Source organism: Sphingomonas sp. AC435, assembly GCF_979253005.1.
The window spans coordinates 421,849-448,474 of sequence record NZ_CEEDCJ010000003.1 but is presented as its reverse complement, the minus strand read 5'-3'; the positions used below and the strand labels follow the sequence as shown (position 1 = coordinate 448,474).

The following is a 26,626-nucleotide window of genomic DNA, read 5'->3' as shown; positions in this document are numbered from 1 at the left end:
CGACGCTGCGATCGCCACGACGCGGTTGCGTGTCCCGGTTGCCCCGATTCGCGTCCCACGCGCTGTGTAAGTTCCCGATCGCGAACGCATATCGTCAATCTGCTCCCGTGCGCCCGCCAAAAACGGCGGAAATGCTGGGCTACGCTAGGCGATCCGGCCCTGCTTGCCTATATCGAGCAGGCGACGGCATAAGGCCGCCTCTCCTCCCAACAGCCGAGTTTTCCATGTCTGTCATGTTCCGCATCACGCTGCCCGACGGTTCCGTCCGCGAGGTTGCGCCGGGGACCACCCCCGCGGACGTGGCCTTGGCGATCGGGCCGGGGCTGGCGAAGGCGGCGCTGGCGGCGCGGATCGACGGCGAGGTGCGCGACCTGTCGCGGCCGTTCGACGGCGATACGCAACTGGCGCTGGTGACGGCGCGCGACGAGAAGGACGCGCTGGAGCTGGTGCGTCACGATCTGGCGCATGTGATGGCGGAGGCGGTGCAGCACCTGTTCCCCGGCACGCAGATCACCTTCGGCCCTGCGACCGACGACGGCTTCTACTACGACTTCGCACCAAAGGAGCGGCCGTTCACCGACGACGACCTGCCCGCGATCGAGGAGGAGATGCGCCGCATCATCGCGCGCAACGAACCCTTCGTGCGCGAGGTCTGGTCGCGCGAGCAGTTGATCGACACGTGGACGCAGCAGGGCGAGACGTTCAAGGCGGAATGGGCCGCCGAACTGCCCGAGAACGAGGAGCTGACGATCTATCGTCAGGGCCAGTGGCTCGACATGTGCCGGGGGCCGCACATGGCCGCCACCGGAAAGCTCGATCCGCAGGCGTTCAAGCTGACGCGCGTGTCCGGCGCATATTGGCGCGGCGACCAGAAAAACGCGATGCTCAGCCGCATCTACGGCACCGGCTGGCTGAACAAGAAGCAGCTCGACCAGCATCTGTTCCGGCTGGAAGAAGCGGCCAAGCGCGACCACCGCAAGATCGGCGCGGAGATGGACCTGTTCCACCTCCAGTCGGAGGCGCAGGGGTCGGTGTTCTGGCACCCCAAGGGCTTCATCCTGTGGCGGCAGCTGGAGGCTTATATGCGCCGCCGCCTCGACGCCGCCGACTATGAAGAGGTCAAGACGCCGCAGCTCATGGACGCGCGCCAGTGGGAGCAGTCGGGCCATTGGGGCAAGTATCGCGAGAATATGTTCGTGGTGCCGGACGAAGTGCCGAACACCGAGGAAGAGGGCGCGGTGCTGTCCGGCGAAGGCGACCTGATGGCGTTGAAGCCGATGAATTGCCCGGCGCACGTCCTGATCTTCAAGCAGGGGATCAAGTCGTATCGCGACCTGCCGATCCGCATGGCCGAGTTCGGCTGCTGCCACCGCAACGAGCCGCATGGCGCACTGCACGGCATCATGCGGGTGCGGCAGTTCACGCAGGACGACGCGCATATCTTCGTGCGCGAGGAGCAGCTGGTCGACGAGGTCCGCAAGTTCTGCGAATTGCTCGACTCGGTCTACAAGGATCTCGGCTTCGACAGCTACGCGATCAAGCTCGCGCTGCGGCCCGAAAAGCGTTTCGGGTCGGAGGCGATGTGGGACTGGGCGGAGCAGTCGCTCCGCGATGCGGTCGCGGCCACGGGGCGCGACACGGCCGAATATGGCTGGGAGGAACTGCCCGGCGAGGGTGCGTTCTATGCGCCGAAGCTGGAGTTCCACCTGACCGACGCGATCGGCCGGACGTGGCAGGTCGGCACGATCCAGACCGACACGGTGCTGCCCGAGCGACTCGATGCCAGCTATGTCGGCGAGGATGGCAATCGCCACCGCCCGATCATGCTCCACCGCGCCATTCTCGGCACGTTCGAACGCTTCATCGGCATCCTGATCGAGCATCATGCCGGGCGCTTCCCGCTGTGGCTGTCGCCGGTGCAGGTGGTGGTGGCGACGATCGTGTCGGATGCCGACGATTATGCGCGGGAGGTCCAGGCGAAGCTGGCGAAGGCGGGCATCCGCGTCGAGACCGACCTGCGCAACGAGAAGATCAACTACAAGGTGCGCGAGCATTCGCTGGCCAAGGTCCCGAACCTGATGGTCGTCGGCAAGCGCGAGGCCGAGGAAGGCAAGGTCGCGCTGCGCCGGCTGGGCAGCCAGGCGCAGGAGATCCTGACGCTGGACGAGGCGATCGCGATGCTGGTGACGGAGGCGACCCCGCCGGATTTATGCTAATGATCGACCCATGACCGTTTTCCAGGACATCCAGGCCGGTACCATTCCGGCGCGATTGAGCGTCGAGGAGGTTTATGCCCTCACCGAAGCGGGAGTTTTCGGCGAAAACGATAATTTCGAATTGATCGATGGGGAGATCGTGCCGATGGCTGCCGCGAAGGCGAACTGGCACGAGATCATGAAATCACGCCTCACCCGCGCTCTCGTCCTTTCGCTACCTGATGACGCACGGCTGTTCGTGGAGCCATCTGTCACTTTGGCGACGCGGCTGCTTGTCGAACCGGACCTTACCGTCTGGCCCAAGGGCGGCCTTCCCCGCGATGTGCGAGGCCCGGATCTTCTGCTCGTGATTGAGGTCGCGGATTCGTCGATCGGGTATGATCTTCGCGTCAAGGCACCGATCTACGCCGCGCACGGCGTCCGCGATTACTGGGTGGTGGATGCGGTACGACAGACCGTTCGCGTTCATCGCAATGCCGTCGATGGCGTGTATCGGGACGTTCGGGAGTATGTCGCAGCCGATCAGGTCACCGCACTTCTACTACCGTCAGTGACGGTCTGTCTCGACACGATCGACTGACTTCTTCCAAAAACGCGCCCAATCGCCTATATGCCGTATCAACAACCACAGGAGCAATACCCATACGTCCTCCCATGATGCGCCGGCCGAACCAGGCGCCGCCGATGAACGGTCCTCGTTTCAACGAATGGATCCAGAGCCAGAAGGTCCGCGTGATCGATCACGAGGGCGAGAATCTCGGTGTCATGTACACGCGGGAGGCTATCGCTGCGGCACAGGAAGTCGGGCTCGATCTGGTCGAGGTCTCGCCGAACGCCGATCCGCCCGTCGCCAAGTTCCTGGACGTCGGCAAGTTCAAGTACGAGGCGCAGAAGAAGGCGAACCTCGCCCGCAAGTCGCAGAAGACGCAGGAGATCAAGGAGATCAAAATGCGTCCGAACATCGACGACCACGACTACGACACCAAGATGAAGAAGGTGGTCGAGTTCATCGGCGAGGGCGACAAGGTGAAGGTGACGATGCGCTTCCGCGGACGCGAACTGAGCCACGGGCAGCTGGGCATGGCCGTGCTGCAGCGGGTGGCCGAACAGGTCGCCGACGTGGCCAAGGTCGAGGCCTATCCGCGGATGGAAGGTCGGCAGATGCTGATGGTGCTGTCGCCGAAGTAAGCCGGTACCGAGATCGGTGGAATGACAGGGCGGTCCAAGAGGGCCGCCCTTTCCATATGTGCTGCATGTCGGCGATTTCATGTTGCAGCGCATGATGTTGCCCGGCGGCGACACTCCCCCCATGATTTACGGAAAAAACATGGTCAATACTCGAAACCGGTAGACGCCTGCCCCTTGGACCCTCTAGCAAATGTCCAAACCAGACATTCGAAAAAGCCGGACACCGGTAAAACGAACGTCAACCAAGGGAGAGATGCCGCCATGCGCCGGACCGCATACCTGTTGTCTGCCGTCGCCACCGTTGCCCTCGCGGTGCCAGCTTTTGCCCAGCAAGCGACCCCCACCACGGGGGAAGAGCGTCAGGTACCGTCGCAGGCGACCGCCGCGGGTGCGGTGCAGAGCCAGTCGGACAACACCGGCACTGCCCAGAGCGAAGCACCGGCCACCAATGCCGGCGACATCATCGTCACCGCCACTCGCCGCGCCAGTCCGCTGAGCGACGTGCCGATCGCGGTCAGCGCGGTGACGCAGGACGCGTTGCAGAATTCGGGCGGCAACGACATCCGCCAGCTGAACCAGCTTGCACCGTCGCTGCTGGTGTCCTCCACCGGATCGGAAGCGAACGCGTCCGCCCGTATCCGCGGTATCGGCACGGTCGGCGACAATCCCGGCCTGGAAAGCTCGGTCGCGGTCTTCATCGACGGCGTCTATCGCAGCCGCACCGGCGTCGGCCTGAACGAGCTCGGCGAGATCGAGCGCGTCGAAGTGCTGCGCGGTCCGCAAGGTACGCTGTTCGGCCGCAACGCGTCGGCCGGCCTGATCAACATCGTGTCGAAAGCGCCCGAGTTCAATTTCGGCGGCGTCGCCGAGGCGACCTACGGCAATTACGATAACTATCGCTTTGCCGGTGGTTTGACCGGTCCGCTGATCGGCGACGTGCTCGCGTTCCGCGTCGACGGCGTCTACAACAAGCGCGACGGCTTCCTGACCAACATCACGCCGAACCGCAACGGCAGCGAGCGTCAGGTCAACAACCGCGATCGGTATTTCGTCCGCGGCCAGTTGCTGTTCAAGCCCACCGACGCGATCTCGCTGCGGCTGATCGGCGACTTCACGCGTCGCAACGAAAGCTGCTGCGGCGCGACCTATTACAGCAAGTTCGAGACGGTCGATCCGACCGCGAACGCCGCGCAGGCGAACGGCAGCGCGGTGAACACGGACGGCGCGGTCGCTTACAACGCCAGCAACCGCATCCTCGGCATTCTCGACCGACTGGGTGCGGTCCGCCCGACCAACACCGTCAACGCCAATCCGTTCGAGCGCAACGTCGCGATCACGCCGGGCCGCAGCTATCGCAACATCACCAAGGATTATGGCGGGTCGGGGCAGCTCGACTGGGATCTGGGCGGCGCGACGCTGACCTCGATCAGCGCCTATCGCGAGTACAAGTCGGGCAACGGTGCCGACGTCGATTACGGCAACGTCGATCTGGGCTACCGCGGCTCCGACTCCTACCGCCAGTTCAAGACCTTCACGCAGGAACTGCGCCTTCAGGGATCGCTGTTCGAGGGCAAGCTCGACTGGCTGGTCGGCGGGTTCTACTCGCATGAGAAGCTGAGGCTGGTCGACAGCACGAACTTCGGGTCGCAATACGGCGCGTTCGCGGCCTGCCGTCTGGTGGCGACCGCCAACCCGCTGGTGCTGCTCCAGAACCAGAACAATCCGGGCTGTCTCGGCACGACGCCCTCGGCGGCGTTCGGCGGGGCGACGGCGCGGCAGGCGTTCGGTGCCAACTTCGGGCCGCTGGCACCGGCCATCCTCGCCGGGCTGGACCGCCTCTCGACCGTCAACAACCTCGGCGATCGCGGCTCGGTCTATCGGCAGACCAGCGAGAACTACGCGTTCTTCACCCACAACATCCTGAACATCACCGACACGCTGTCAGTGACGCTGGGCCTGCGCTACACGCACGAGAACAAGCGGTTCAGCGCCGACATCAACAACAACAATACGGTCTGCCCGGTGCAGCAGGCGAACCTTGCGCCGCTGCTCGGCAGCGCTGCGGTACCGGCGGCGGCGAAGACGTTCATCGGCGGAATCATCACGCTGTCGTGCGTCGGCAACAGCTCCGTGCAGCTCAACGGCCTCGACCTGCGCGACGGGTTCAAGGACGGCGAGTTCACCGGCACCGGCGTGATTTCGTGGAAGCCGACGCCGCGCCTGCTGACCTACGCCTCCTACGCCAAGGGCTACAAGGCGGGCGGATTCAACCTCGATCGTTCCGATCTGGGCGGCCTGAGCGGCGTGTTCGCGCCGCGGTCGAATGCCGACGCGGCTGGCTTGCGCTTCGACGCGGAGAAGGTCGACGCGTACGAAATCGGTGCGAAGTACAACATCCGTGGCAGCCTGAGCCTGAACGTCGCGGCGTTCCGTCAGGAGTTCAAGGACTTCCAGCTCAACACGTTCAACGGCACCGTCTTCGTCGTGCAGAACATCCAGGGCTGCGACAACGATCTGGGCGGGGCAGACACGGACAGCCTGGCCGGCAACGGCACCTGCGCCGGCGATGCCAACCGCAAGGGCGTGATCTCGCAGGGTGTCGAAGTCGAAGCGGTCATGAACCCCGCGCGCGACGTGACGTTCACCGCCGGCTACACGTTCGCAGACACAAAGTTCCGCCGCAATCTGGTCGGCAATTCGCAGGGCGAGGCGCTTGATCCCGCGCTGTTCCTGCTGCCGGGTGCGCAATTGTCGAATGCGCCGCGCAACGTCGTCACCTCGTCGCTGGCGTGGACGCCGAACATCGGGTCGAACGGCCTGTCCGCGCTGTTCTATGTCGATGGCCGCATGACCTCCGACTACAACACCGGCTCCGATCTGGCGCCGGAGAAGAAGCAGGATGGCTTCCCGCTGGTCAACGCGCGCGTCGGCCTGCGTGGACCGAACCAGATCTGGGCGCTGGAGGTATGGGCGCAGAACCTGACGAACCAGAACTATGTGCAGGTCGCGTTCAACTCGCCATTTCAGGGCGCGAATTCGGTCGCGAACACGCAGCGTTTCGGCCAGACCGCCAACGCGCTCTACTCGGCCTTCCTCGCCGAGCCGCGGACCTACGGCGTGACGCTGCGCTCACGCTTCTGATCTGCCGATCACGGACGAAGGGCCGGTCCACCATCTGGTGGGCCGGCCCTTTTCGTCTGTTCCAAGCGGTCGTCTGCCGATAGGCTAAGCCTCCGCCTTCGCCAGCGCACGATAGCGGTGGAGGAGCGGTTCCGTGTAGCCGTTGGGCTGCTCCAGCCCCTCGAACACCAGTGCCCGCGCTGCGTCCAGCGCGAGGCCGCCGTCCGCCAGTGGTCGGTAAAGCGGATCGTCGGCATTCTGCTCATCGACCTTCGCCGCCATGCGCGTGAACGCTGCGTCGACCTCGGGACGCGTGGCGACGCCGTGGAGCAGCCAGTTCGCGATGTGCTGCGACGAGATGCGCAGGGTGGCGCGGTCCTCCATCAAGCCGATGTCGTGGATGTCCGGCACCTTCGAACAGCCGACGCCCTGATCGATCCAGCGGACGACATAGCCGAGGATGCCCTGCGCATTGTTGTCGAGTTCCTCGCGCACCTCTTCCGACGACCAGTTCCGCTCCGCCGCGACCGGCACCGTCAGCAGACGGTCGAGCGAGACGACGGGCTCGTCGCGCCGCTCCGCCTGTCGCGCGAACACGTCGACCGCGTGGTAGTGGGTCGCGTGCAGCGTCGCCGCAGTCGGGCTCGGCACCCACGCAGTGTTGGCGCCGGTCCGAGGGTGGCCGATCTTCTGCGCGAGCATGTCCGCCATGCGATCGGGCGCGGCCCACATGCCCTTGCCGATCTGCGCACGGCCGGAAAGTCCGCAGCCGAGGCCGATCTGGACGTTGCGGTCTTCGTACGCCGCGATCCAGTCTGCCGCCTTCATTTCGCCCTTGCGGATCATCGGACCCGCCCGCATCGCCGTGTGCATCTCGTCGCCGGTGCGGTCGAGGAAGCCGGTGTTGATGAACACGATCCGGTCGCGCACCGCGTGGATGCAGGCGGCCAGATTGGCGCTCGTCCGCCGCTCCTCGTCCATGACGCCGACCTTGATCGTATGGCGGGGCAGATCGAGCAGATCCTCGACTGCGTCGAACAGCCGGTCGGTGAAGGCCGCCTCGTCGGGTCCGTGCATCTTGGGTTTGACGATGTAGATCGACCCGGCGCGGCTGTTCGCGCGGCGGCCGTTCAGATCGTGGAGCGCGATCAGGCTGGTGACGATCGCGTCGAGAATACCCTCCGGCGCCCGCGAACCGTCCGGCAGCAGCACGGCAGGCGTCGTCATCAGGTGGCCGACGTTCCGCACGAACATCAGGCTGCGGCCGGGCAGCGTCACCGCGCTGCCGTCCGGCGCGATATAGTGGCGATCGTGGGCGAGCCGGCGGGTCAGCGTGCGGCCGTTCTTCGGGAAGCTGGCGGTCAGGTCGCCCGTCATCAGGCCCAGCCAGTTGGCATAGGCGGCGACCTTGTCCTCCGCATCGACGGCGGCGACCGAATCCTCCAGATCGGCGATTGCGGTCAGCGCGGATTCGAGGACGATGTCCGCGAGGCCGGCGGGATCGTCGCGGCCGATCGGGTGATCGCGATCGATAACGAGTTCGATGTGCAGGCCGTGGTGGCGCAGCAGGATCGTCTCCCCCGCCCGGCCGACGAGTTGCGCCGGATCGGCGAGGACGGGATCGCCGCCCTGCCATTCTCTCCACGATCCGGCGGCGAGTGGCACGCTGCGGTCGAGGAACGCCTTGCCCCAGGCGATCACCTGCGCGCCGCGGTCGCGGTCATAGCCCTGCCCCGCCGGCGCGCCGGAGATCGCATCCGTGCCGTAGAGCGCGTCGTACAGGCTGCCCCACCGCGCATTGGCGGCGTTGAGCAGGAAGCGCGCGTTGAGGATCGGCACGACGAGCTGCGGCCCTGCGAGCGTCGCCACCTCCGCGTCGACGTTCGTGGAGCAGATCGCGAATGGCGCGGGGTCGGGCACGAGATAGCCGATCTCGCGCAGGAAGGCCTGATAGATGGGCATGTCGAACGGTGTTCCGGCGTGCGCGTCGTACCATGCGTCGATCTTCGCCTGCATCGTGTCGCGTACTGCGAGGAGCGCAGCGTTGTCCGGCGCGAACCGAGCGAAGATGTCGGCGACGCCTTGCCAGAAGCGCTCCGGCTGCAATCCGGTGCCGGGTATGGCGCGATCTTCGATGAAGCTCGCCAGCGACGGTGCGACCTGTAAGCCGGCTCGGTCGATCATCGTCGTCATGCGCTCGTCCCTTGTAGATCGGGACGAGCATAGCGGTTCGCGCAGTTCGTCGTTAGGCGCATATGTGACAAAGCTGTCGATCGCTGGAGGAACGAATGGACCCGGATATCGCGCTGTTCGTCGCCGTCGTGGACGCCGGCAGCCTGAGCGCGGCGGGCCGTACAGCGGGCATATCCCCGGCCATGGTGTCGAAGCGGATCGCGCGATTGGAAGCGCGGCTGGGCGTCCGGCTGCTGGTGCGGACGACCCGGCGGCTGGACCTGACCGGGCCGGGGGAGCGGTTCCATGCCGACGCGGTGGCGATCCTCGCGACGCTGGCGGCGGCGGAGGCGCGGGTATCCGGGCGCAGTGGCACACCGGCGGGACGGCTGCGCGTAGCGGCGCCGACATCATTCGGGCGGATGCTGATTGCGCCGTATCTCGCCGGCTTTCTCGACCGAAATCCGGCAATAAAATTGGAAATGAACCTGAGCGACGCGATGATCGACATCGCTGCCGAACGCATCGATCTGGCGATCCGCATCGCCGCCGACATTCCACCGCCGCTGCACGCGCGTCGGCTGGCGTCGAGCCGGCGGGTCCTATGCGCCAGCCCCGCCTATCTTGCTGCTCATGGCGAACCGAAGATGCCCGCCGATCTGGAGCGGCATCGCCTGCTCGCGACGGTCGATCAGTTGCCGTGGCGGCTGTCCGGACGCGGCAAGGCGGTGACCGTGGATCGCCCGAGCCACGTGCGGACGAACAGCAGCGACCTGATCCGCGAACTGGCGCTGGGCGGCGTCGGCGTCGCGCTGCGGTCGCTGTGGGATGTGCGTGGTGCGCTCGCGGCGGGCGCCTTGGTCCGGGTGTTGCCGGACTATGAAGGATCGGCACGGGTGGCGATCCACGCGGTGTTCCCGACGGTGACGCCGCTGGCGGCGGCAGTGGCGTTGGTCGAGCATCTGATCGGGTGCTGGCGCGGGGGTGCGGCGCTAGAGGGGATGGAGTAAACCCGATCTCTTTCGTGGCGTGATAATAGCGGATGCCCGTCACCCCAGCGGAAGCTGGGGTCTCGTTGTTGCCGGGCTGTGTAGCGCCTTCGACGGAGACTCAGCTTTCGCTGGGGTGACGGGCTAAATAAGGTCGGTGCTGACGAGGAAGCTGATGCCTTGACCCAGCAGCCTACTCCGGGAAATCCGTCGCCTCCCCTTCCCCGCGCAGGCGTTCAATCTCTGAAACACGCGCCTTCATGCGGTCGAGCACTGCGTCCAGCCCCCATTTGCCGAGCACCATGTGCCGCGGCGGGGTGTCGCTTTCCGCCAATGCGATCATCGCGTCGGCGGCGCGAACAGGATCGCCGGCCTGTTTGCCGCTGATGTCCTTCGTGCTCGCGAGCCGCGCGCCGGCGGTGTCGGCATAGGCGTCGATCCTCACCGGCGTCTGGCGCAGCGATCGGCCGGCCCAGTCGGTGCGAAACGGCCCCGGCTCCACGCATGTCGCGCGAATGCCGAGCGGAGCGCCTTCTGCCGCGAGCGAGTCGGTGAAGCCCTCCACCGCGTGCTTCGATGCGGCATAATAGCCGGAGCCGGGGAAGCCGACGAGGCCGGCGACGGAGGTGACGTTGATGACATGCCCGGCCGCCTGCGCGCGCATCGTCGGCAGGATTGCGCGAGTCAGCGCGAACAGGCCGAAGACGTTGGCGTCGAACTGGGCGCGGATCTCGGCATCGTCACCCTCCTCGATGCTCGCCTGATAGCCATAACCGGCATTGTTCACGAGCACGTCGATCCGGCCGAACCGCTCCAGCGCGGCCGCGACCGCCGCATCGATCTGTGCCTGATCCGTCACGTCGAGCGAGACGGCCAGCGCGCGGTCGCTGGCGAGATCGGCGACCCGTTCCTCGTCACGCGCGGTGACGACGGCGCGCCAGCCGCGTGCCAGCACGCGCTCCGCGAGCGCCCGACCGAAGCCGGTGGAACAGCCGGTGATGAACCAGACCGGATCGCTCGACAGCGACATAAGGTGTTCTCCTGAAACGGAATGTCTGCGCGGGAATGATCGGCGGACGGACGCGGTTCCCGGTCGGGCGGCAAGCGGCTATGCTGCCACCATGACACTCAGAACCGGCGGCCGCCTCCTCGTTGATCAGCTCGTGGCGCAAGGCTGCGACCGTATCTTCACCGTGCCGGGGGAGAGCTTCCTCGCGGTGCTCGACGCCCTGCACGACACGCCCGCGATCGATCTGGTGGTGTGCCGTCAGGAAGGCGGCGCCACGTTCATGGCATGCGCGGACGGGACGATGACGCACCGGCCGGGCATCGCCTTCGTCACGCGCGGCCCGGGCGCGACCAACGCGTCGATCGGCGTGCATGTCGCGATGCAGGATTCGCAGCCGATGATCCTGTTCATCGGCGATGTCGACCGCGGCACCCGCGACCGCGAGGCGTTTCAGGAGGTCGACTTCCAGGCGATGTTCGCACCGCTTTGCAAGTGGGCGGCACGGATCGACGATGCCGCGCGCATCCCGGAATATGTCGCGCGCGCCTATGCGACCGCGATGAACGGGCGGCCGGGACCGGTGGTGCTCGCGCTGCCGGAGGATATGCTGCTCGACGTGGTGGCGGCGCTGGACCGCCCGCGCGTCGAGCGGACGGCGCAGGGGGCGGACGCGGACGCAATGGAGCATCTGGCCGATCTGCTCGCCACCGCAGAACGGCCGGTGGCGATCATCGGCGGCGCGGGCTGGAACGAAGCCGCGGGTCTGACGGTCGCCGACTGGGCGGCGGAGGCGGGCGTGCCGCTGGCGGCGGCGTTTCGGCGACAGGATGCGGTGCCGAACGACTGCCCGGTCTATGCGGGAAATCTAGGCTATGGCCCCAACCCGAGGCTGCTGGAGCGTATTCGCACGGCCGACCTGTTGCTGGTGATCGGGGCGCGGCTGGGAGAGGCGACGACGGACGGCTATGCGCTGGTCACGCCGGAGCATCCGGGGCAGCGGCTGGTGCACGTCCATCCCGATCCTGAGGAGCTGGGGCGAACCTATCGGACCGATCAGGCGATCTGTGCCGGGATGGCCGAATTCGCGGAGGCGTTGCTGGCGATCTCCATCCCGCCGCTGACGGCCGGGGCGGAAGCACATGCGGAGTGGCTGGACTGGTCGACACCGCAGCCGCGCGACCTGGCGATGGATTTGGGTCCGTGCGTGACGGCGATGCGCGAGGCGTTGCCGGCGGATACGATCATCTGCAACGGCGCGGGCAATTACTCGGGCTGGTGGCACCGATACTGGCATTATGCCGGTCCCGGAACGCAGCTGGCGCCGACCGCCGGCGCGATGGGGTACGGCGTGCCGGCGGCGGTGGCCGCGTCGCTGCGGCATCCGGGGCGCAGCGTCGTGGCGCTGGCGGGCGACGGGTGTTTCCTGATGAACGGGCAGGAACTGGCGACGGCGGTGCAGAGCGGTGCATCGATACTGGTCGTGGTGGTCGATAACGGCTGGTACGGCACGATCCGCATGCACCAGGAACGCGAGTTTCCCGGACGCGTCGCGGGCACGCGGCTGGCCAATCCGGACTTCGCGGCGCTGGCGCGGGCGTTCGGATGCTGGGCCGACACGGTGGAGCGGACGGAGGATTTCGCCGGGGCGCTGGCACGCGCCGGGGGGGAGCCGGGCGTTCGGTTGCTGCACGTGAAGACGGATGTCGAGGCGATCACCGCGGGAACGACGCTGGCGAAGCTGCGAGGGTGAACAAGGCGAGCTTCTAACCTTCTCTCGTTTCCCGCGGAGGCGCCTGCCCGTGCCCCTTCACGGCAAAGACCGGGGAGGCGACGAATAGTTCTGTAACCCGTAAACAAAAAAAGCCGCCCCGGTTGCCCGGAGCGGCCTTTCGTCTGACGTTAGGTCCGATCAGATCTTGTCGCCGAGCGCGCCCTTGACGCTGCCCTTGACGTCCTGGCCGGTGCCCTTGACCTGCTGGGCCTCGCCTTCGGCTTCCAGACGCTCGTTGTCGGTCGCCTTGCCGATGGCTTCCTTGACGTTGCCCGCGATCTTGTTGCCGGCTGCTGCGACCTTGTCGGTGAATTCGCCCATGATGGCCTCCATCTCTGTCCGCCGCCCGCCAGCCGGGCCGCTTCGACATTCAGGGAGGAAACGGGCTCTACGGAATGGAGTTCCGTGACAAAGCGGTAACCTGAGCCAAATTATCGATTCAGATCAATCCGGCGAGAGGGCTGGAGGGATCGGCATAGCGGCGCTGCCCCATGCGTCCGGCGCGATAGGCGAGCCGCCCCGCCTCCACCGCCGAGCGCATCGCGGCGGCCATCATCACCGGGTCCTTCGCCTCGGCGATGGCGGTGTTCATCAGCACGCCGTCGCAGCCGAGTTCCATCGCCACCGCTGCGTCAGACGCCGTGCCGACGCCGGCATCGACCAGCACGGGCACCCCCGCCCCCTCGACGATCAGGCGGATGGTGATGCGGTTCTGGATACCCAGCCCCGACCCAATCGGCGCGCCGAGCGGCATGATCGCGACCGCGCCCGCATTCTCCAGCCGCTTGGCGGCGATCGGATCGTCGACGCAATAGACCATCGGCTTGAAGCCCTCGTTGGCGAGGATCTCGGTCGCGCGCAGCGTCTCGTGCATGTCGGGGTAGAGCGTCTTCGCCTCGCCCAGCACCTCCAGCTTGACGAGGTCCCAGCCACCCGCCTCGCGCGCCAGCCGCAAAGTGCGGATCGCGCTTTCGGCGTCGAAACAGCCCGCGGTGTTGGGCAAATACGTCACCTTCTTCGGGTCGATGAAGTCGGTCAGCATCGGCGCATTGCGATCGCTGACGTTGACGCGGCGGACGGCGACGGTGACGATCTCCGCGCCCGACGCCTCCAGCGCGGCGGCGTTCTGCGCGAAATCCTTATACTTGCCGGTGCCGACGATCAGGCGCGATCGGAAGGTCCGGCCGGCGACGGTCCAGCTGTCGTCCGCAATCGGGCGGGCATGATCGCCACCACCGACAAAGTGCACGATCTCCAGATCGTCGCCATCCTCGACGCAGACATCCCTCAACGTCGAGCGCGGCACGACCTCCAGGTTACGCTCCACCGCCACCTTTTCGGGCACCAGCCCCAGTTCGGTGGCGAGGTCGGCGAGGCTGAGGCCGGCCGTGACGCGCTTGTGCTCGCCGTTCACGGTGATCGATACGGTTCCGTCGGTATGTGCCATGCCTGTCATCTAGGCGTCGCGCCCGTGCCCGGCAATGTTGCGCGCGGTCGTTACGGATGCGATGAACGCACGCATGACCGACATCGTCTACGTCCTGAACGGCCCAAACCTGAACCTGCTCGGCCTGCGCGAGCCCGACATCTACGGCTCCGACACGCTCGACAACATCGCGGGGATGCTGGAGGATCGCGCCCGCGAGCTGGGGCTGGAGATCGACCTGCGCCAGTCCAACCATGAGGGGCATCTGGTCGACTGGCTGCACGAGGCGCAGGCGGAGGGGGCGAAAGCGGTGCTGCTGAACGCCGCCGCCTTCACGCATACGTCGGTCGCGCTGCTCGATGCGATCAAGGCGATCACGGTGCCGGTGATCGAGGTGCACCTGTCGAACCCGCACCGTCGTGAGGCGTTCCGGCACGTGAGCCTCGTCGGGCAAGCGGCGAAGGGGACGATAGCCGGGTTCGGTGCACTGTCCTATAGGCTCGCGCTTGAAGCCGCGGCGCGGTTCTGACAGACGCCGCCGATTACAGAGGGAAGGGTCTAGAATGACCGACACTAATTCTTCGGGCGCCATGCAGGTCGACGTCGATCTCGTGCGCCAGCTCGCCCAGTTGCTCGACGTGACGCAGCTGACCGAAATCGAGGTCGAGGACGGCGATCGCAAGATCCGCGTCGCGCGCAAGGCTGCGGCCGCCGCCCCGGTGCAGTACGCGCCGCAACTGGCGGTACCGGCTGCGGTCGCGGCTGCCGCGCCGGCGGTGGAGGCGGGCGCGATGGCCCCGGCCAGCACCGTCAACGCGGTCAAGTCGCCGATGGTCGGCACCGCCTATCTCGCCGCCGAACCCGGTGCGAAGCCGTTCTCGTCGGTCGGCCAAAAAGTCGCCGCGGGTGACACGCTGCTGATTGTCGAGGCGATGAAGGTGATGAACCCGATCGTCGCGCCGACTGCGGGTACGATCACGTCGATCCTGATCGAGAACGGCCAGCCGGTCGAGTTCGACCAGCCCCTCGTCGTGGTCGAATAATGCCGCAGATCAAGAAGCTGCTGATCGCCAACCGCGGCGAGATCGCGCTGCGCATCCACCGCGCCTGCCACGAGATGGGCATCAAAACCGTCGCGGTGCATTCGACCGCGGACGCCGATGCGATGCACGTGCGCCTCGCGGACGAGGCGATCTGCATCGGACCGCCGGCCGCGACCGACAGCTATCTCAACATCCCGAACATCATCTCGGCTGCCGAAATCAGCGGCGCGGACGCGATCCATCCCGGTTACGGCTTCCTGAGCGAGAATGCGCGCTTCGCCGAGATCGTGGAGATGCACGACCTGCTGTTCGTCGGTCCCAAGCCCGAACACATCCGTACGATGGGCGACAAGATCGAGGCGAAGCGGACCGCCGGCGCTCTGGGCCTGCCGCTGGTACCCGGCTCCGACGGTCCGATCGCCGATCTGGACGAGGCGAAGGCGATCGCCGCCAAGGCCGGCTATCCCGTCATCATCAAGGCGGCGTCGGGCGGCGGCGGTCGGGGCATGAAGGTCTGCACGTCGGAGGATCAGCTTGAGACGCTGATGGCGCAGGCGGGCACGGAGGCGAAGGCCGCGTTCGGCGACGCCACCGTGTACATGGAAAAATACCTCGGCAATCCGCGCCACATCGAGTTCCAGGTGTTCGGCGACGGCAACGGTAACGCGATCCATCTCGGCGAGCGCGACTGTTCGTTGCAGCGGCGTCACCAGAAGGTACTGGAGGAGGCCCCCTCTCCCGTCATCACCCCCGCCGAGCGCGAGCGGATGGGCGGCATTGTGGCCAAGGCGATGGCCGATATGGGCTATCGCGGCGCGGGCACCATCGAGTTCCTGTGGGAAGCCGGCGAGTTCTACTTCATCGAGATGAACACGCGGCTTCAGGTCGAACATCCGGTGACCGAGATGATCACCGGCATCGACCTCGTCCGCGAGCAGATCCGCGTCGCCGAGGGTCATCCGCTATCGGTGACGCAGGATCAGGTGCGTTTCAGCGGCCACGCGATCGAATGCCGCATCAACGCGGAGGACCCGCGTACCTTCATGCCCTCGCCGGGCAAGGTCGCGCAGTTCCACGCGCCGGGCGGCATGCATGTCCGCGTCGATTCCGGCCTCTATGCTGGTTACAAGGTGCCACCCTATTACGACAGCATGATCGCCAAGTTGATCGTCTACGGCACCAGCCGCGAACGTTGCATCGCGCGGTTGCGCCGCGCGCTGGAGGAGTTCGTGATCGAGGGAATGAAGACCACCATCCCTCTCCACCGCGACCTGATCGAGGACCCGGAGTTCCAGGCCGGCGACTATACGATCAAATGGCTGGAGGACTGGCTGGCGAAGCAGCCCGAGTAGGTTGGTTCCTCCCCTTTTTGGGGAGGAACCAACGTCGGAATGCCCCCCGCCTAGGCATCCTTCCTCACCCTGCCCGATTAGCAGGCAGGCATTTACGCTTCCTTCAGCATTGCCCCTGACGGCCTCGGCTGGCACGTTGTGTGCATCGCGCCCAGCCGGGCGAGGGATTCGGTTTTCGGGGGACGTTCCGCAGTGAAAAAGGTCGAGGCGATCATCAAGCCGTTCAAGCTCGATGAGGTGAAGGAGGCGCTGCACGAGATCGGCGTGTCCGGCATCACCGTCACCGAGGCGAAGGGCTTCGGACGCCAGAAGGGTCATACGGAGCTGTATCGCGGCGCCGAGTACGTCGTGGATTTCCTGCCGAAGGTGAAGCTGGAAGTGGTGGTCGAGGATGCGCTGACCGAGCGCGTCGTGGAGGCGATCGCCGCCGCCGCCCAGACCGGTCGCATCGGCGACGGCAAGATCTTCGTGATCCCGGTCGAGTCGGCACTGCGCATCCGCACCGGCGAGCGCGACGAGGCGGCGATCTGATCCAGGTTTATCGGATCGTCATTTGACGCGGCGCAACATTTCTACGATCCAGCGTTCGCAATCGTAACATGATTCTGCCGGGGAGCTTCCCGGCATTGGTTCCACGAGCAAGGGGCATGACATGGCGAATTCGGCCAGCGACGTTCTGAAGATGATGAAAGAGCAGGAGATCGAGTGGATCGACCTGCGGTTCACCGATCCCAAGGGCAAGTGGCAGCATCTGACGATGGTCGCCGGCCTGATGGGCGAGGACGAGTTCACCGACGGCCTGATGTTCGACGGTTCCTCGATCGAGGGCTGGAAGGCGATCAACGAGTCGGACATGGTCCTGAAGCCCGATCTGGATGCAGTGTACGTCGATCCGTTCTCGGCGACGCCGATGCTGATCGTGGTGTGCGACATCGTCGAGCCTTCGACCGGCGAGCTGTATGCCCGCGATCCGCGCTCGACCGCCAAGCGCGCCGAGGCGTATCTGAAGACGACCGGCGTCGGTGACACCGTGTATGTCGGCCCCGAGGCCGAGTTCTTCATGTTCGACGACGTCCGGTTCGAGAACAGCTACTCGACCAGCTACTACAAGATCGACGACATCGAGCTGCCGGGCAATTCGGGTCGTGAATATGAGGGCGGCAACCTCGCCCACCGGCCACGCGCCAAGGGTGGCTATTTCCCGGTTGCGCCGGTCGACTCCGCCGTCGACATCCGCGGCGAGATGGTCTCGACGATGATCGAGATGGGCCTCCCCTGCGACAAGCACCACCACGAGGTCGCCGCGGCACAGCACGAGCTGGGCCTGACCTTCGGTACGCTGACGCAGACCGCCGACCGCATGCAGATCTACAAGTATGTCGTGCATCAGGTCGCGCATGCCTACGGCAAGACGGCGACGTTCATGCCGAAGCCGATCAAGGAAGATAACGGCTCGGGCATGCACACCCACTTCTCGATCTGGGAAGGCAAGAACCCGCTGTTCGCCGGCAACGGCTATGCCGGCCTGTCCGACATGTGCCTGTACTTCATCGGCGGCATCATCAAGCACGCCAAGGCGGTCAACGCGTTCACCAACCCGTCGACCAACAGCTACAAGCGGCTGGTGCCGGGTTACGAAGCGCCGGTGCTGCTCGCCTATTCGGCGCGCAACCGCTCGGCATCGTGCCGCATTCCGTACGGCACGGGCCCCAAGGCGAAGCGCGTCGAAGTGCGCTTCCCGGACGCACTGGCCAACCCGTATCTCGCCTATGCGGCGCTGATGATGGCGGGCATGGATGGCATCCTGAACAAGATCCATCCGGGCGAGGCGATGGACAAGAACCTGTACGACCTGCCGCCGGCCGAGTTGGCACAGGTGCCGACCGTCGCCGGATCGCTGCGCGAGGCGCTCGACTGCCTGGCCGCAGACCACGACTTCCTGCTGAAGGGCGACGTGTTCTCCAAGGATCAGATCGAGGCGTATATCGAGATCAAGATGGCCGAAGTCGCCCGTTGGGAAATGACGCCGAGCCCGGTCGAATACGACATGTACTATAGCGGTTGATGCGCAGGGCTGGCGTACACGCGCCAGCCCGAGCACGGCCGGCGTCGCTTCGGCGACGACCGACGGCGTGGCTTCGCCACGACGGGACCATCGAGAAGGGCGTCCGGTTCGATCCGGGCGCCCTTTTCGCTGCGGTGGTGCTTGCCGGTGGTGACTCGCGAAACCGGGACGCACCCGGCGCTTCTGCCTAGCGACCATCTGCCGACCCTGCGTCATGCCGGCGTGCCCCGGCATCCACGTTCCCGCGCGCTCGCCGAACGGTGGTGACGCGGAGCAGTGGATGCCGGGATACGCCCGGCATGACGATCAGCTCAATGGAAAATCATCTCCCGACCGCTCCCGCTACGCATCCCCGCGCCGCTTGTGTAAGGAGGCCCGATGACGCGGCGGATCGCACATCGGTGGTGGCTGGCAGCGACGCTCGCGCTGACGACCGGCTGCGAGCGACGGCCGGACTCCGGCCCCGTCGTCGTCAGCGCGATCGGCACGAACCCGGAGGCGCGGTCGTCCGCCAACCTGCCGTCGCGCTTGCTGGTCGATGCGATCGGCCAGGGGCTGGTGCGCTTCGATGCGGCGGGGCAGATCGAACCCGGTCTGGCCGAGCGCTGGATCGTGATCGACGGCGGCACCAGCTACATCTTTCGGCTGCGCGAAGCCTATTGGGCGGACGGATCGCGCGTGACCGCGGAGCAGATCGTGCGCCTGATCCAGCGGCGGATCGCCAGCACGGCCAATCCGCTCGCGCCGTTCCTGACCGCAGTAGACGAAGCGGTGGTGATGACGCCGCAGGTGATCGAGTTGCGGCTGAAACGCCCACGCCTCGATCTGCTGAAAATCTTCGCGCAGCCGGAAATGGCGCTGATCCGGCCGGGTCCGGCGATCGGCAGCGGCCCGATGCGGATCGCGTCGGCGGGTACCGCGCCGCTGTTGCAGCCGGCATTCGACCCTGGCCTCGCCGATCCCGAGGACCAGAACGAGATCGCCCCGGAAGAACGCGTGCACCTGATCGGGGAGCGCGCGGCGCGGGCGATCCTGCGGTTCGCGCGCAACCGGTCCGATCTGGTCAACGGCGGACGCTATGTCGACTGGCCGCTGCTCGCAACCGTCGATCTGCCGCGCAATGTCGTTAGGACAGATCCGGCAGCGGGGCTGTTCGGGTTGGCAGTGACGCGGCGCGGGGGCTTCCTCGCCGATCCGCTCAACCGCGCCGCGCTGTCGGAGGCGATCGACCGCGCGGCGTTGACGGCTGCGGTGATGCCCCAGTGGGAACCCGCCGACCGTATCCTGCCGGAGGCATTGGATTCGGCCGCGCCGCCGCAGGTGCCGGAATGGCTGCTGCTGACGCTCGACCAGCGGCGCGAGGCGGCCCGCGCACGGGTCGCGGCGTGGAGTGCGACGGCGGCGGGGCAGGAAGCGGGCGGGCTGGTGACGGTGTCGATCGCGCTCCCCACCGGCCCGGGGTCGACGATCCTGTTCGCGCAGCTCGCCGCCTCGTTCGGGACGATCGGCGTCGGTGCGACGCGGGTCGCGCCAGATGCTCCAGCGGACCTGACGCTGGTGGACGAGGTCGCACCCTATGATAGCGCACGCTGGTATCTGGCGACGGCCTGTCGCCCCTGTGACCTGACCGCGGTTGCGGCGTTGGAGGCGGCGCGCGATGCCCCGACGCTCAGCGCGCGATCGGAGGGGATCGCCGCCGCCGATGCCGCGATGAACGCCGACACCGCGTTCATCCCGCTCGCCCAGCCGCTACGCTGGTCCCTGGTGTCCAGCCGACTGGCGGCGTGGAGCGGCAACGCGCGGTCGTGGCACCCGTTGAACCGGTTACGCGCCGATCCCAAATAGCAGGGTATGGACACGCACGCTGCCCGCCCTCAGCCCCGCATCGACCCACGGATGTTCGACCAACTGCCGCTCGGCCGTGACGCCGCTGCGGTGCGTCGCCGGATCGAGGCGATGGAGAAGCTGTTGGAACGCAGCTTCACCGTACCCGGGATCAACCGGCCGGTCGGCCTCGACTTCCTGCTGGGACTGGTACCCGTGGTCGGTGACGTCGCGGCAGCGGCGCTCGGCAGCTGGGTGGTGTGGGAGGCGCGGAACCTCGGCATGTCGAAGTTCCAGCTCGCCCGCATGATGGGCAATGTCGGGTTCGATGCAGTGCTCGGTCTGGTGCCGTTCGTCGGCGATGCGGCGGATTTCTTCTTCCGGTCGAACACACGCAATCTGCGCATCATCCGACGCCACCTCGACAAGCATCATCCCGGTACGGCGACGGTGGAGGGCTGACGCCGCCCGCGTGACGGAGAGGTCAGCTCCGCCCGCGCCAAATCCGCAGCTGCGATGTCGGCGCAAGCCCGCCCTGATGCGCCGGACAGCGGGTGAAGCCGAACCGCTTGTCGAGGCATAACCACACCTCGTCCAGCCAGCCCTGACGATCGGCGGTGATCCGCATCATGTCGGCCCGCAGACCCGGATTGACGCGCGCGATCGCCTGCGCCAGCCCGTCCGCTGTCACTGGCCGTCGCGACAGCGCATCCATGTCCGGGTAACGCAGCCCGCGATATAGCCGCGTCGACTGGGCGAAATACCGCGCCGGGCTGTAGCCGGGCATGCAGGTTCCGTGCTTGGCCCATTCATGCTGCTGCAGCTGCGCCGATGGGGTCGAACAGAGCGTGGTGCGAATGACGCGTGCCGGGATCAGCGCGGTCGGGCGGCAATATTGCGGCCACTGCTTCCCCTCCCCGTCCGGCCATAGGCCGTGCAGCGTGAAGCCGAAGCGATTTCCTCCGCTGCCGCACTGAAAGCGCGCTGAAGCGTCGCGCGCATGCTCCCGGCAGTAGTTCGGCGACCAGGTGATCGCGAGCGTATAGCTGCCGATCGGCACTACGCGGGTCGGCTGGCTGCGCGACGGAAGGTCAGGACGCGGGCGATCCACGCGCGTCGGGATTTGGCATTGCAGTGCCTGCGCGCCGGCGGCGACCGGCAGGTTCGCCAGCGTTGCCGCAATTACGAGGGTCCGGATCACTGGTCTTCCTCCCAGTCGTCATGCCCGCGCGCGAACCAGATACCGGCGTTCGGCCGAAACAGCAGCACCGCGCCGACGATCGTCAACACGACCTGTACCGTGTTGACCACGCCGAGCATCCCGAACGCAAGCTGCGCGGTCGCGACCTGATACAGCAGGGACGCCGTCCCGATGACGGTCAGGATCGTCAGCAGCCAGCGCGACACGTTGCTGCCCCTTCTCGTGCTCAGCAGGATCAGCAGCAGGAAAGCGCCGACGGTGAATGCGGTGACCCCCGCCGCCAGTCCGATCCCGTAGACCGCGATCAGTTCGGGCCAGACCATCAGCGAACTCGCGAGCAACAATATGGTCGCCACGAGGTAGATGCGTTCGGACTGCACCACGGATTTCGGTCGCATCGTTTCCCTTCCTGTTCGCCCGCCACGATAGCCGCGCGCACCAGTCCCGCAAAGCGGATCGTACGCCGCTTCAGGCCAGCGCGAAGTCGAGCCCAATGTCGGCGGCGGGCGCGGACTGGGTCAGGCGGCCGACGCTGATGTAGGTCACGCCCGTCTCCGCAATGGCGCGGATCGTGTCGAGGCGGACGCCGCCCGACGCTTCGGTGGGAACGCGTCCACCGACCAGCGCCACCGCCTCGCGCAGCATCGGCGGCGCCATATTGTCGAGCAGCAGGTGCGTCGCCCCCGCCTCCAGCGCGGGTGCGATCTGATCGATGCGGTCGACCTCGACGATGATGCGGGCGATCCCCGCCTCGACGGCCCGACGCACCGCTGGCGCGATACCGCCGGCGACCGCGACGTGATTGTCCTTGATCATCGCCGCATCCCACAACCCCATGCGGTGATTGGTGGCACCGCCCATCCGCGTCGCGTATTTCTCCAGCACGCGCAGGCCTGGGATCGTCTTGCGCGTGTCGAGGAGGGTCGCACCGGTCCCGGCGATCGCATCGACATAGGTCGCCGTCAGCGTGGCGATGCCGGACAGATGCTGCACGGTGTTCAGCGCGGACCGCTCGGCGGTCAGCAGCGCCCGCGCGTTGCCGGTCAGGCGCAGCAGATCGCTGCCCGCCGCGACCCGCTGGCCGTCGTCGACGATTCGCTCGATCCCGACTTCGGGGTCGAGCGTGCGGAAGAACGCCTCCGCCAGGTCCAGCCCCGCGACGACGATCGCGTCGCGACTGTCCATCACGCCGGCGAAGCGCGCGTCCATGGGGATGACCGCGGCGGAGGTGATGTCGCCCCCCTCGCCCAGATCCTCCGCCAGCGTGGCACGCACGAAGGATGCGGCGTCGAAGCCATGCGGGATCGTCATTGCGCTGTTCCGAACAGGAAAAGGATGGATTGGGTGCGTCGCCATCTAGCGGGCGGCGGCGATCTGCGACAGACATTGTTAACCCGATTCGCCCAGAATGGCTCGATCGGGCGAGGGACGGCGCAGAGTGTCACGTGGGCACGCTGCGGATACGGGGCAGGCGGGATGACGGGCAGGAACGACACCTTCACGCCTCCGCGCGTGCGCCTGCTCGGCTGGCTTGCGTCACCGGGCATGACGACCCCCGTTGCGTTGCACGGCGCGCTGCTGGGGGCGCTGTTCGGATCGTTGCCGGTCTATTTCGCCGCCCTGGTCAATTCCATCGTCACCGCCGGGGTCGTCGCGCTTCATCACGACAACGACGTGCATTTCGACATCTGGTTCGTGGCGGAACTCGTCATCTGCCTGACGCGGCTGGCGGCGCTGACCCTGTCGCTGCGCCGGGCCGCACAGGGGCGATCGACGCCGACCGACCTGTATATGCTGCTCACCCTGCTCTGGGCGGCGAGCCTGGGATATGGCGGGTTCATCACGATCCAGCACGGCGACTGGCGGACGATCGCGATCGTGTGCCTGTCTGTGGCGGCAATGGCGGGAGGCGCGTGCCTGCGCAATTATTCCGCGCCGCGCTTCGCGATCGTGCAGTTGCTGATGATCCTGGGGCCGTGCGCGGTCGCCGCACCGCTGTCACGCGAGCCGGTGCTGCTCGTCGTGTTGATCCAGCTCCCGTTCTTCAGCTTCAGCATGGCGACGAGCGCGTTCCGGCTCAACCGCATGCTGGTCAAGACGATGGAGGCGGAACTCGACAGCCAGCAGCGGGCGCTGCACGATCCCCTGACCGGATTGTGCAATCGCGCCGGGCTGGAACAGGGCCATGCGACGCGACGCGGCCATGCGCTGTTCTACATCGACCTCGACGGGTTCAAGCAGGTCAACGACGCGCATGGCCATGCCGTGGGCGACGCGGTGCTGCTGGAAGTCGCGGCGCGGCTCCGCGGGACGATCGGACCGGAGGCGCTGGCGGCCCGCACCGGCGGCGACGAGTTCGTGGTGCTGGCGGCGGCCACGACGCAGGACGAGGCGCTGGCGATCGGCGATGCGATTTCGCAGGCGCTGCGCCGGCCGTACCGGCTAAACGATGCCGTGATCCAGTCGGGCGGCAGCATCGGCATCGCCCTGCCCGACGCGAACGCCTCGCTCAGCGAACTCATGAAGCGCGCAGACGGCGGACTGTACCGGATCAAGGCGCTGGGCGGCGATGCGCGGCTGGCGGACGGCGCGATCGGGACCGAAGCGCAGCTGGAGATTGCGGGGCTTTAGGGAACGGACCTCAGTCCCCGGTCACCCGCGCCGGTCCCAGATCGCCCTGCCCGACCGTTCCCGACGCCATCGCCAGCATCGCATCGAGGCTCTTCTTCGCGCGCAGGCGGAGGCCCTCCTCGATCTCGATCCGCGGTTCCAGATCACGCAGCGCCACGTACAGCTTTTCCATCGTGTTCAGCGCCATGTACGGGCAGATGTTGCAGTTGCAGTTACCGTCCGCGCCCGGTGCGCCGATGAACTGCTTGTGCGGCATCGCCTTTTCCATCTGATGGATGATGTGCGGCTCGGTCGCGACGATCAGCGTTCCGCCGGGCATCGCGCTCGCATATTCCAGGATACCCCGCGTCGATCCGACGTAATCCGCATGATCGAGGATCACTGCCGGGCATTCCGGATGCGCGGCAACAGGCGCGCCCGGATGCTGCGCCTTGAGCTTCAACAACTCGGTTTCCGAGAACGCCTCGTGGACGATGCACACGCCCGGCCACAGCAGCAGGTCGCGCCCGGTCTTGCGCGCCAGATAGCCGCCGAGATTCCGGTCGGGGCCGAAGATGATCTTCTGTTCGGGTGGGATCTTCGCGAGGATCGCCTCCGCCGACGACGACGTGACGATCACGTCGGACAGGCCCTTCACCTCCGCCGAGCAGTTGATGTACGTCAGCGCGATGTGATCGGGATGCGCGGCGCGGAATGCGGCGAACTGGTCCGGCGGACAGCTGTCCTCCAGCGAACAGCCGGCATCCATGTCGGGCAGCACCACGATCTTCTGCGGACTCAGGATCTTCGCGGTTTCCGCCATGAAGCGCACCCCGCAGAACGCGATCACGTCCGCGTCCGTGGCCTGCGCCTTCTTCGACAGGTCGAGACTGTCGCCCACGAAGTCGGCGATATCCTGCAATTCCGGCTTTTGATAATAATGCGCCAGGATCACGGCGTTGCGCTCCTTGCGGAGGCGGTCGATCTCGGCGCGGATGTCCACGCCCGTGAAGGAGGTCTGGATCGTCATCGGCGGTTCCCTAGCACGTCTTCCAGCGAGCGCGAGACATCCCAGCGTTCGTCGTTGGCGACGGGTTCGTCGGCGAAGCGTACCTGCACCTTGGCGGGCACGCCGGCGGCGTTGAGCGGCATCGCGAAGCTGCGTTCGACCGCGCGGCGGGTCGCGTCGCGCGCGATGCGGATCATCGGCGCGGCTTTCGCCTGACGCACCAGTTCGATCTGCCCGGCGCGGCGGTTCGCCTCGTCCAGCCGCGACTCCGCATCCGTGAACGTCGTCAGCAACCCGCCCGAGCCGTACTCGCGGATCTGCGTCAGGTCGATCTGCGGACCCTCGACCTCCACCGGCGGCAGGCGCACCGACAGCGTCGATGTCTTCGCGTCCCACGCCACGTCGCGCGGCGTCAGCTTGCCGAGGTCGACCTCGTACCGGACCATGCCGGGCATGATCAGCGTCTTCTTCGTCGACAGGCCGTATTGCGACTGGGTGGAGGTGGTGACCGCTACGAAACGCGCGGCGAAAGCGGACAGCCGGTTCTGCTCGCGCAACCCTTCCAAACTGGCGCTGGCGACGGTCACGGGATCGGGCGTCAGACGCTCGGTGACGTATCGCTGCACGCCCCACAGCACCAGCAGCACCGCGAGGACGAGGATCAGGACGACACCGGTCGCCTTGACGAGGAACGCGCCGATGCCGCCACCGCTGCGAACCGGCGGCTGCGGGTTCGGCGTTGGTACGTCGGGCGTCATGCCGCGATCCGCCACGTCTCGCCCTCCTCCGCGACCATGCCGCGGCCACGCAAGTCGTACAGGTGCGCGAGTACGGACCGTTCGGCGGCGCGCATCAGCCGCGGGTCGAGACCGGCGTACATGCGCGCGACCATCGTCTCCAGTGGCGACTCGCCATGGCCCAGCAGTCGCAGGATCTGTCCCTCACGCTGTTTGCGATGTCCCAGCATACCGCGCACCAGCCGGCGCGGGCTTTCGACGATGTCGCCGTGGCCGGGATAATAGACGCGGTCCTCGCGCTCCATCAGCCGCTCGAGACTGCTCATATACGCGCCCATGTCGCCGTCAGGCGGCGAGACGACGCTCGTCGCCCAGCCCATGACATGGTCGCCGGAAAACAGCACGCCGCTCTCCGGCAGCGCAAAGCAGAGGTGGTTGGACGTGTGGCCGGGCGTTGCCAGTGCAGTCAGGGTCCAGCCGCTGCCGGCCACGTCCTCTCCATCGGCAAGAACGCGATCGGGCGCATAGTCGGCATCGAACGCTGCGTCGGCACCCCCCTCGCCGCTGACCGAGACCGGTGCGGCGCCGATGATCGACGCTCCGGTCGCGGCGGCGAGCGGGCGGGTGGCGGGGCTATGATCGCGGTGGTGGTGGGTGACGACGATCGCGGTGACCGTTCGGCCGTCGATCGCGGCGATCAGCGCGGCGAGATGGGCAGGATCGTCGGGACCGGGATCGATCACCGCGACGTCGGTGTCGCCGACCAGATAGGATTGCGTGCCGGTATAGGTATAGGCGGAGGCGTTGGGCGCGAGGATGCGGGTGACCAGAGGGTCCAGCCGCATCGCGACGCCGGTGGGATGTTGTGCCATCGCGACTGAAATGGCGGCTGGC

24 protein-coding genes are annotated in these 26,626 nt (G+C 66.7%); 14 read left to right on the top strand and 10 right to left on the bottom strand.

All coding sequences use genetic code 11. The features are described 5' to 3' along the window. Positions 1-224: 224 nt before the first annotated feature. The 4 genes from thrS (at position 225) to AC0CH8_RS08540 (ending at position 6,545) form a co-directional block, all read left to right on the top strand. On the top strand, positions 225-2,216 hold the full coding sequence (gene thrS / locus AC0CH8_RS08555; protein WP_465239507.1) for a threonine--tRNA ligase: 1,992 nt from the start codon (positions 225-227) through the stop codon (positions 2,214-2,216). Between the two features lie 10 nt (positions 2,217-2,226). Next, on the top strand, positions 2,227-2,796 hold the full coding sequence (locus AC0CH8_RS08550) for a Uma2 family endonuclease (RefSeq protein WP_465239506.1): 570 nt from the start codon (positions 2,227-2,229) through the stop codon (positions 2,794-2,796). 74 nt (positions 2,797-2,870) lie between these two features. Next, positions 2,871-3,404, top strand: a complete 534-nt coding sequence (gene infC, locus AC0CH8_RS08545) for a translation initiation factor IF-3 (protein ID WP_055841534.1) — start codon at positions 2,871-2,873, stop codon at positions 3,402-3,404. 261 nt (positions 3,405-3,665) lie between these two features. After that, positions 3,666-6,545 (top strand): TonB-dependent receptor, encoded by a 2,880-nt coding sequence (locus AC0CH8_RS08540; protein ID WP_465239505.1) that lies wholly within the window; start codon positions 3,666-3,668, stop codon positions 6,543-6,545. Positions 6,546-6,629: 84 nt separating this feature from the next. Here the strand turns inward: AC0CH8_RS08540 and AC0CH8_RS08535 are convergent, their stop codons facing one another. Then, entirely contained in the window at positions 6,630-8,708 is a 2,079-nt protein-coding gene (locus AC0CH8_RS08535) for a malate synthase G (protein WP_465239593.1), read from the bottom strand. Between the two features lie 104 nt (positions 8,709-8,812). Here AC0CH8_RS08535 and AC0CH8_RS08530 point away from each other — a divergent pair, with 104 nt between their 5' ends. Next, the gene (locus tag AC0CH8_RS08530; protein ID WP_465239504.1) at positions 8,813-9,706 is read left to right on the top strand and encodes a LysR family transcriptional regulator; all 894 of its coding nucleotides are present in this window, start codon (positions 8,813-8,815) and stop codon (positions 9,704-9,706) included. Between the two features lie 172 nt (positions 9,707-9,878). Here the strand turns inward: AC0CH8_RS08530 and AC0CH8_RS08525 are convergent, their stop codons facing one another. After that, complete coding sequence (locus tag AC0CH8_RS08525; RefSeq protein ID WP_465239503.1) at positions 9,879-10,715, bottom strand: oxidoreductase; 837 nt, start codon at positions 10,713-10,715, stop codon at positions 9,879-9,881. A 91-nt stretch (positions 10,716-10,806) separates the two neighbouring features. On the opposite strand from AC0CH8_RS08525, the gene AC0CH8_RS08520 reads away from it, so the two are divergent. Continuing rightward, entirely contained in the window at positions 10,807-12,444 is a 1,638-nt protein-coding gene (locus tag AC0CH8_RS08520) for a thiamine pyrophosphate-binding protein (protein ID WP_465239502.1), read from the top strand. 159 nt (positions 12,445-12,603) lie between these two features. On the opposite strand, the gene AC0CH8_RS08515 is transcribed toward AC0CH8_RS08520, so the two are convergent. Then, the gene (locus tag AC0CH8_RS08515; RefSeq protein WP_204197506.1) at positions 12,604-12,786 is read right to left on the bottom strand and encodes a CsbD family protein; all 183 of its coding nucleotides are present in this window, start codon (positions 12,784-12,786) and stop codon (positions 12,604-12,606) included. Positions 12,787-12,904: 118 nt separating this feature from the next. Beyond that, complete coding sequence (gene thiS / locus AC0CH8_RS08510; protein ID WP_465239501.1) at positions 12,905-13,912, bottom strand: sulfur carrier protein ThiS; 1,008 nt, start codon at positions 13,910-13,912, stop codon at positions 12,905-12,907. Between the two features lie 73 nt (positions 13,913-13,985). On the opposite strand from thiS, the gene aroQ reads away from it, so the two are divergent. From aroQ to AC0CH8_RS08475, 7 genes are all read left to right on the top strand, one after another. Next, a complete protein-coding gene (gene aroQ, locus AC0CH8_RS08505; protein WP_465239500.1) occupies positions 13,986-14,420 on the top strand; it encodes a type II 3-dehydroquinate dehydratase in 435 nt (144 codons plus the stop codon). Positions 14,421-14,454: 34 nt separating this feature from the next. Next, positions 14,455-14,934 (top strand): acetyl-CoA carboxylase biotin carboxyl carrier protein, encoded by a 480-nt coding sequence (gene accB / locus AC0CH8_RS08500; RefSeq protein WP_465239499.1) that lies wholly within the window; start codon positions 14,455-14,457, stop codon positions 14,932-14,934. Then, complete coding sequence (accC, locus tag AC0CH8_RS08495) at positions 14,934-16,286, top strand: acetyl-CoA carboxylase biotin carboxylase subunit (RefSeq protein WP_465239498.1); 1,353 nt, start codon at positions 14,934-14,936, stop codon at positions 16,284-16,286. Before accB ends, accC begins: the two co-directional genes overlap by 1 nt. Before the next feature lie 192 nt (positions 16,287-16,478). Further along, on the top strand, positions 16,479-16,817 hold the full coding sequence (locus AC0CH8_RS08490) for a P-II family nitrogen regulator (RefSeq protein ID WP_055841515.1): 339 nt from the start codon (positions 16,479-16,481) through the stop codon (positions 16,815-16,817). 121 nt (positions 16,818-16,938) lie between these two features. Further along, positions 16,939-18,351 (top strand): type I glutamate--ammonia ligase, encoded by a 1,413-nt coding sequence (gene glnA / locus AC0CH8_RS08485; RefSeq protein ID WP_055841513.1) that lies wholly within the window; start codon positions 16,939-16,941, stop codon positions 18,349-18,351. Positions 18,352-18,729: 378 nt separating this feature from the next. Then, entirely contained in the window at positions 18,730-20,196 is a 1,467-nt protein-coding gene (locus AC0CH8_RS08480) for an ABC transporter substrate-binding protein (RefSeq protein WP_465239497.1), read from the top strand. A 51-nt stretch (positions 20,197-20,247) separates the two neighbouring features. Continuing rightward, positions 20,248-20,637, top strand: a complete 390-nt coding sequence (locus tag AC0CH8_RS08475; RefSeq protein ID WP_465239496.1) for a DUF4112 domain-containing protein — start codon at positions 20,248-20,250, stop codon at positions 20,635-20,637. Between the two features lie 22 nt (positions 20,638-20,659). Here AC0CH8_RS08475 and AC0CH8_RS08470 read toward each other — a convergent pair whose 3' ends face one another. From AC0CH8_RS08470 to nadC, 3 genes are all read right to left on the bottom strand, one after another. Then, a complete protein-coding gene (locus tag AC0CH8_RS08470; RefSeq protein WP_465239495.1) occupies positions 20,660-21,376 on the bottom strand; it encodes a ribonuclease T2 family protein in 717 nt (238 codons plus the stop codon). Next, positions 21,373-21,774, bottom strand: coding sequence for a hypothetical protein (locus AC0CH8_RS08465; protein ID WP_465239494.1), 402 nt, complete (start codon positions 21,772-21,774; stop codon positions 21,373-21,375). The genes AC0CH8_RS08470 and AC0CH8_RS08465 overlap by 4 nt, the downstream gene beginning before the upstream one ends. A gap of 70 nt (positions 21,775-21,844) precedes the next feature. Beyond that, on the bottom strand, positions 21,845-22,687 hold the full coding sequence (nadC, locus tag AC0CH8_RS08460; RefSeq protein WP_465239493.1) for a carboxylating nicotinate-nucleotide diphosphorylase: 843 nt from the start codon (positions 22,685-22,687) through the stop codon (positions 21,845-21,847). 165 nt (positions 22,688-22,852) lie between these two features. Between nadC and AC0CH8_RS08455 the strand changes: the two genes are divergently transcribed. Beyond that, positions 22,853-24,007 (top strand): diguanylate cyclase domain-containing protein, encoded by a 1,155-nt coding sequence (locus AC0CH8_RS08455; protein WP_465239492.1) that lies wholly within the window; start codon positions 22,853-22,855, stop codon positions 24,005-24,007. Positions 24,008-24,017: 10 nt separating this feature from the next. Here the strand turns inward: AC0CH8_RS08455 and nadA are convergent, their stop codons facing one another. Genes nadA through AC0CH8_RS08440 form a run of 3 tightly spaced genes read right to left on the bottom strand, consistent with a single transcriptional unit; the run spans position 24,018 to position 26,604 of the window. Further along, positions 24,018-25,016, bottom strand: a complete 999-nt coding sequence (gene nadA, locus AC0CH8_RS08450) for a quinolinate synthase NadA (protein WP_465239491.1) — start codon at positions 25,014-25,016, stop codon at positions 24,018-24,020. Continuing rightward, the gene (locus tag AC0CH8_RS08445; RefSeq protein WP_465239490.1) at positions 25,013-25,768 is read right to left on the bottom strand and encodes a DUF4230 domain-containing protein; all 756 of its coding nucleotides are present in this window, start codon (positions 25,766-25,768) and stop codon (positions 25,013-25,015) included. Before AC0CH8_RS08445 ends, nadA begins: the two co-directional genes overlap by 4 nt. After that, positions 25,750-26,604, bottom strand: coding sequence for an MBL fold metallo-hydrolase (locus tag AC0CH8_RS08440; RefSeq protein WP_465239489.1), 855 nt, complete (start codon positions 26,602-26,604; stop codon positions 25,750-25,752). The genes AC0CH8_RS08445 and AC0CH8_RS08440 overlap by 19 nt, the downstream gene beginning before the upstream one ends. Positions 26,605-26,626 lie beyond the last annotated feature (22 nt).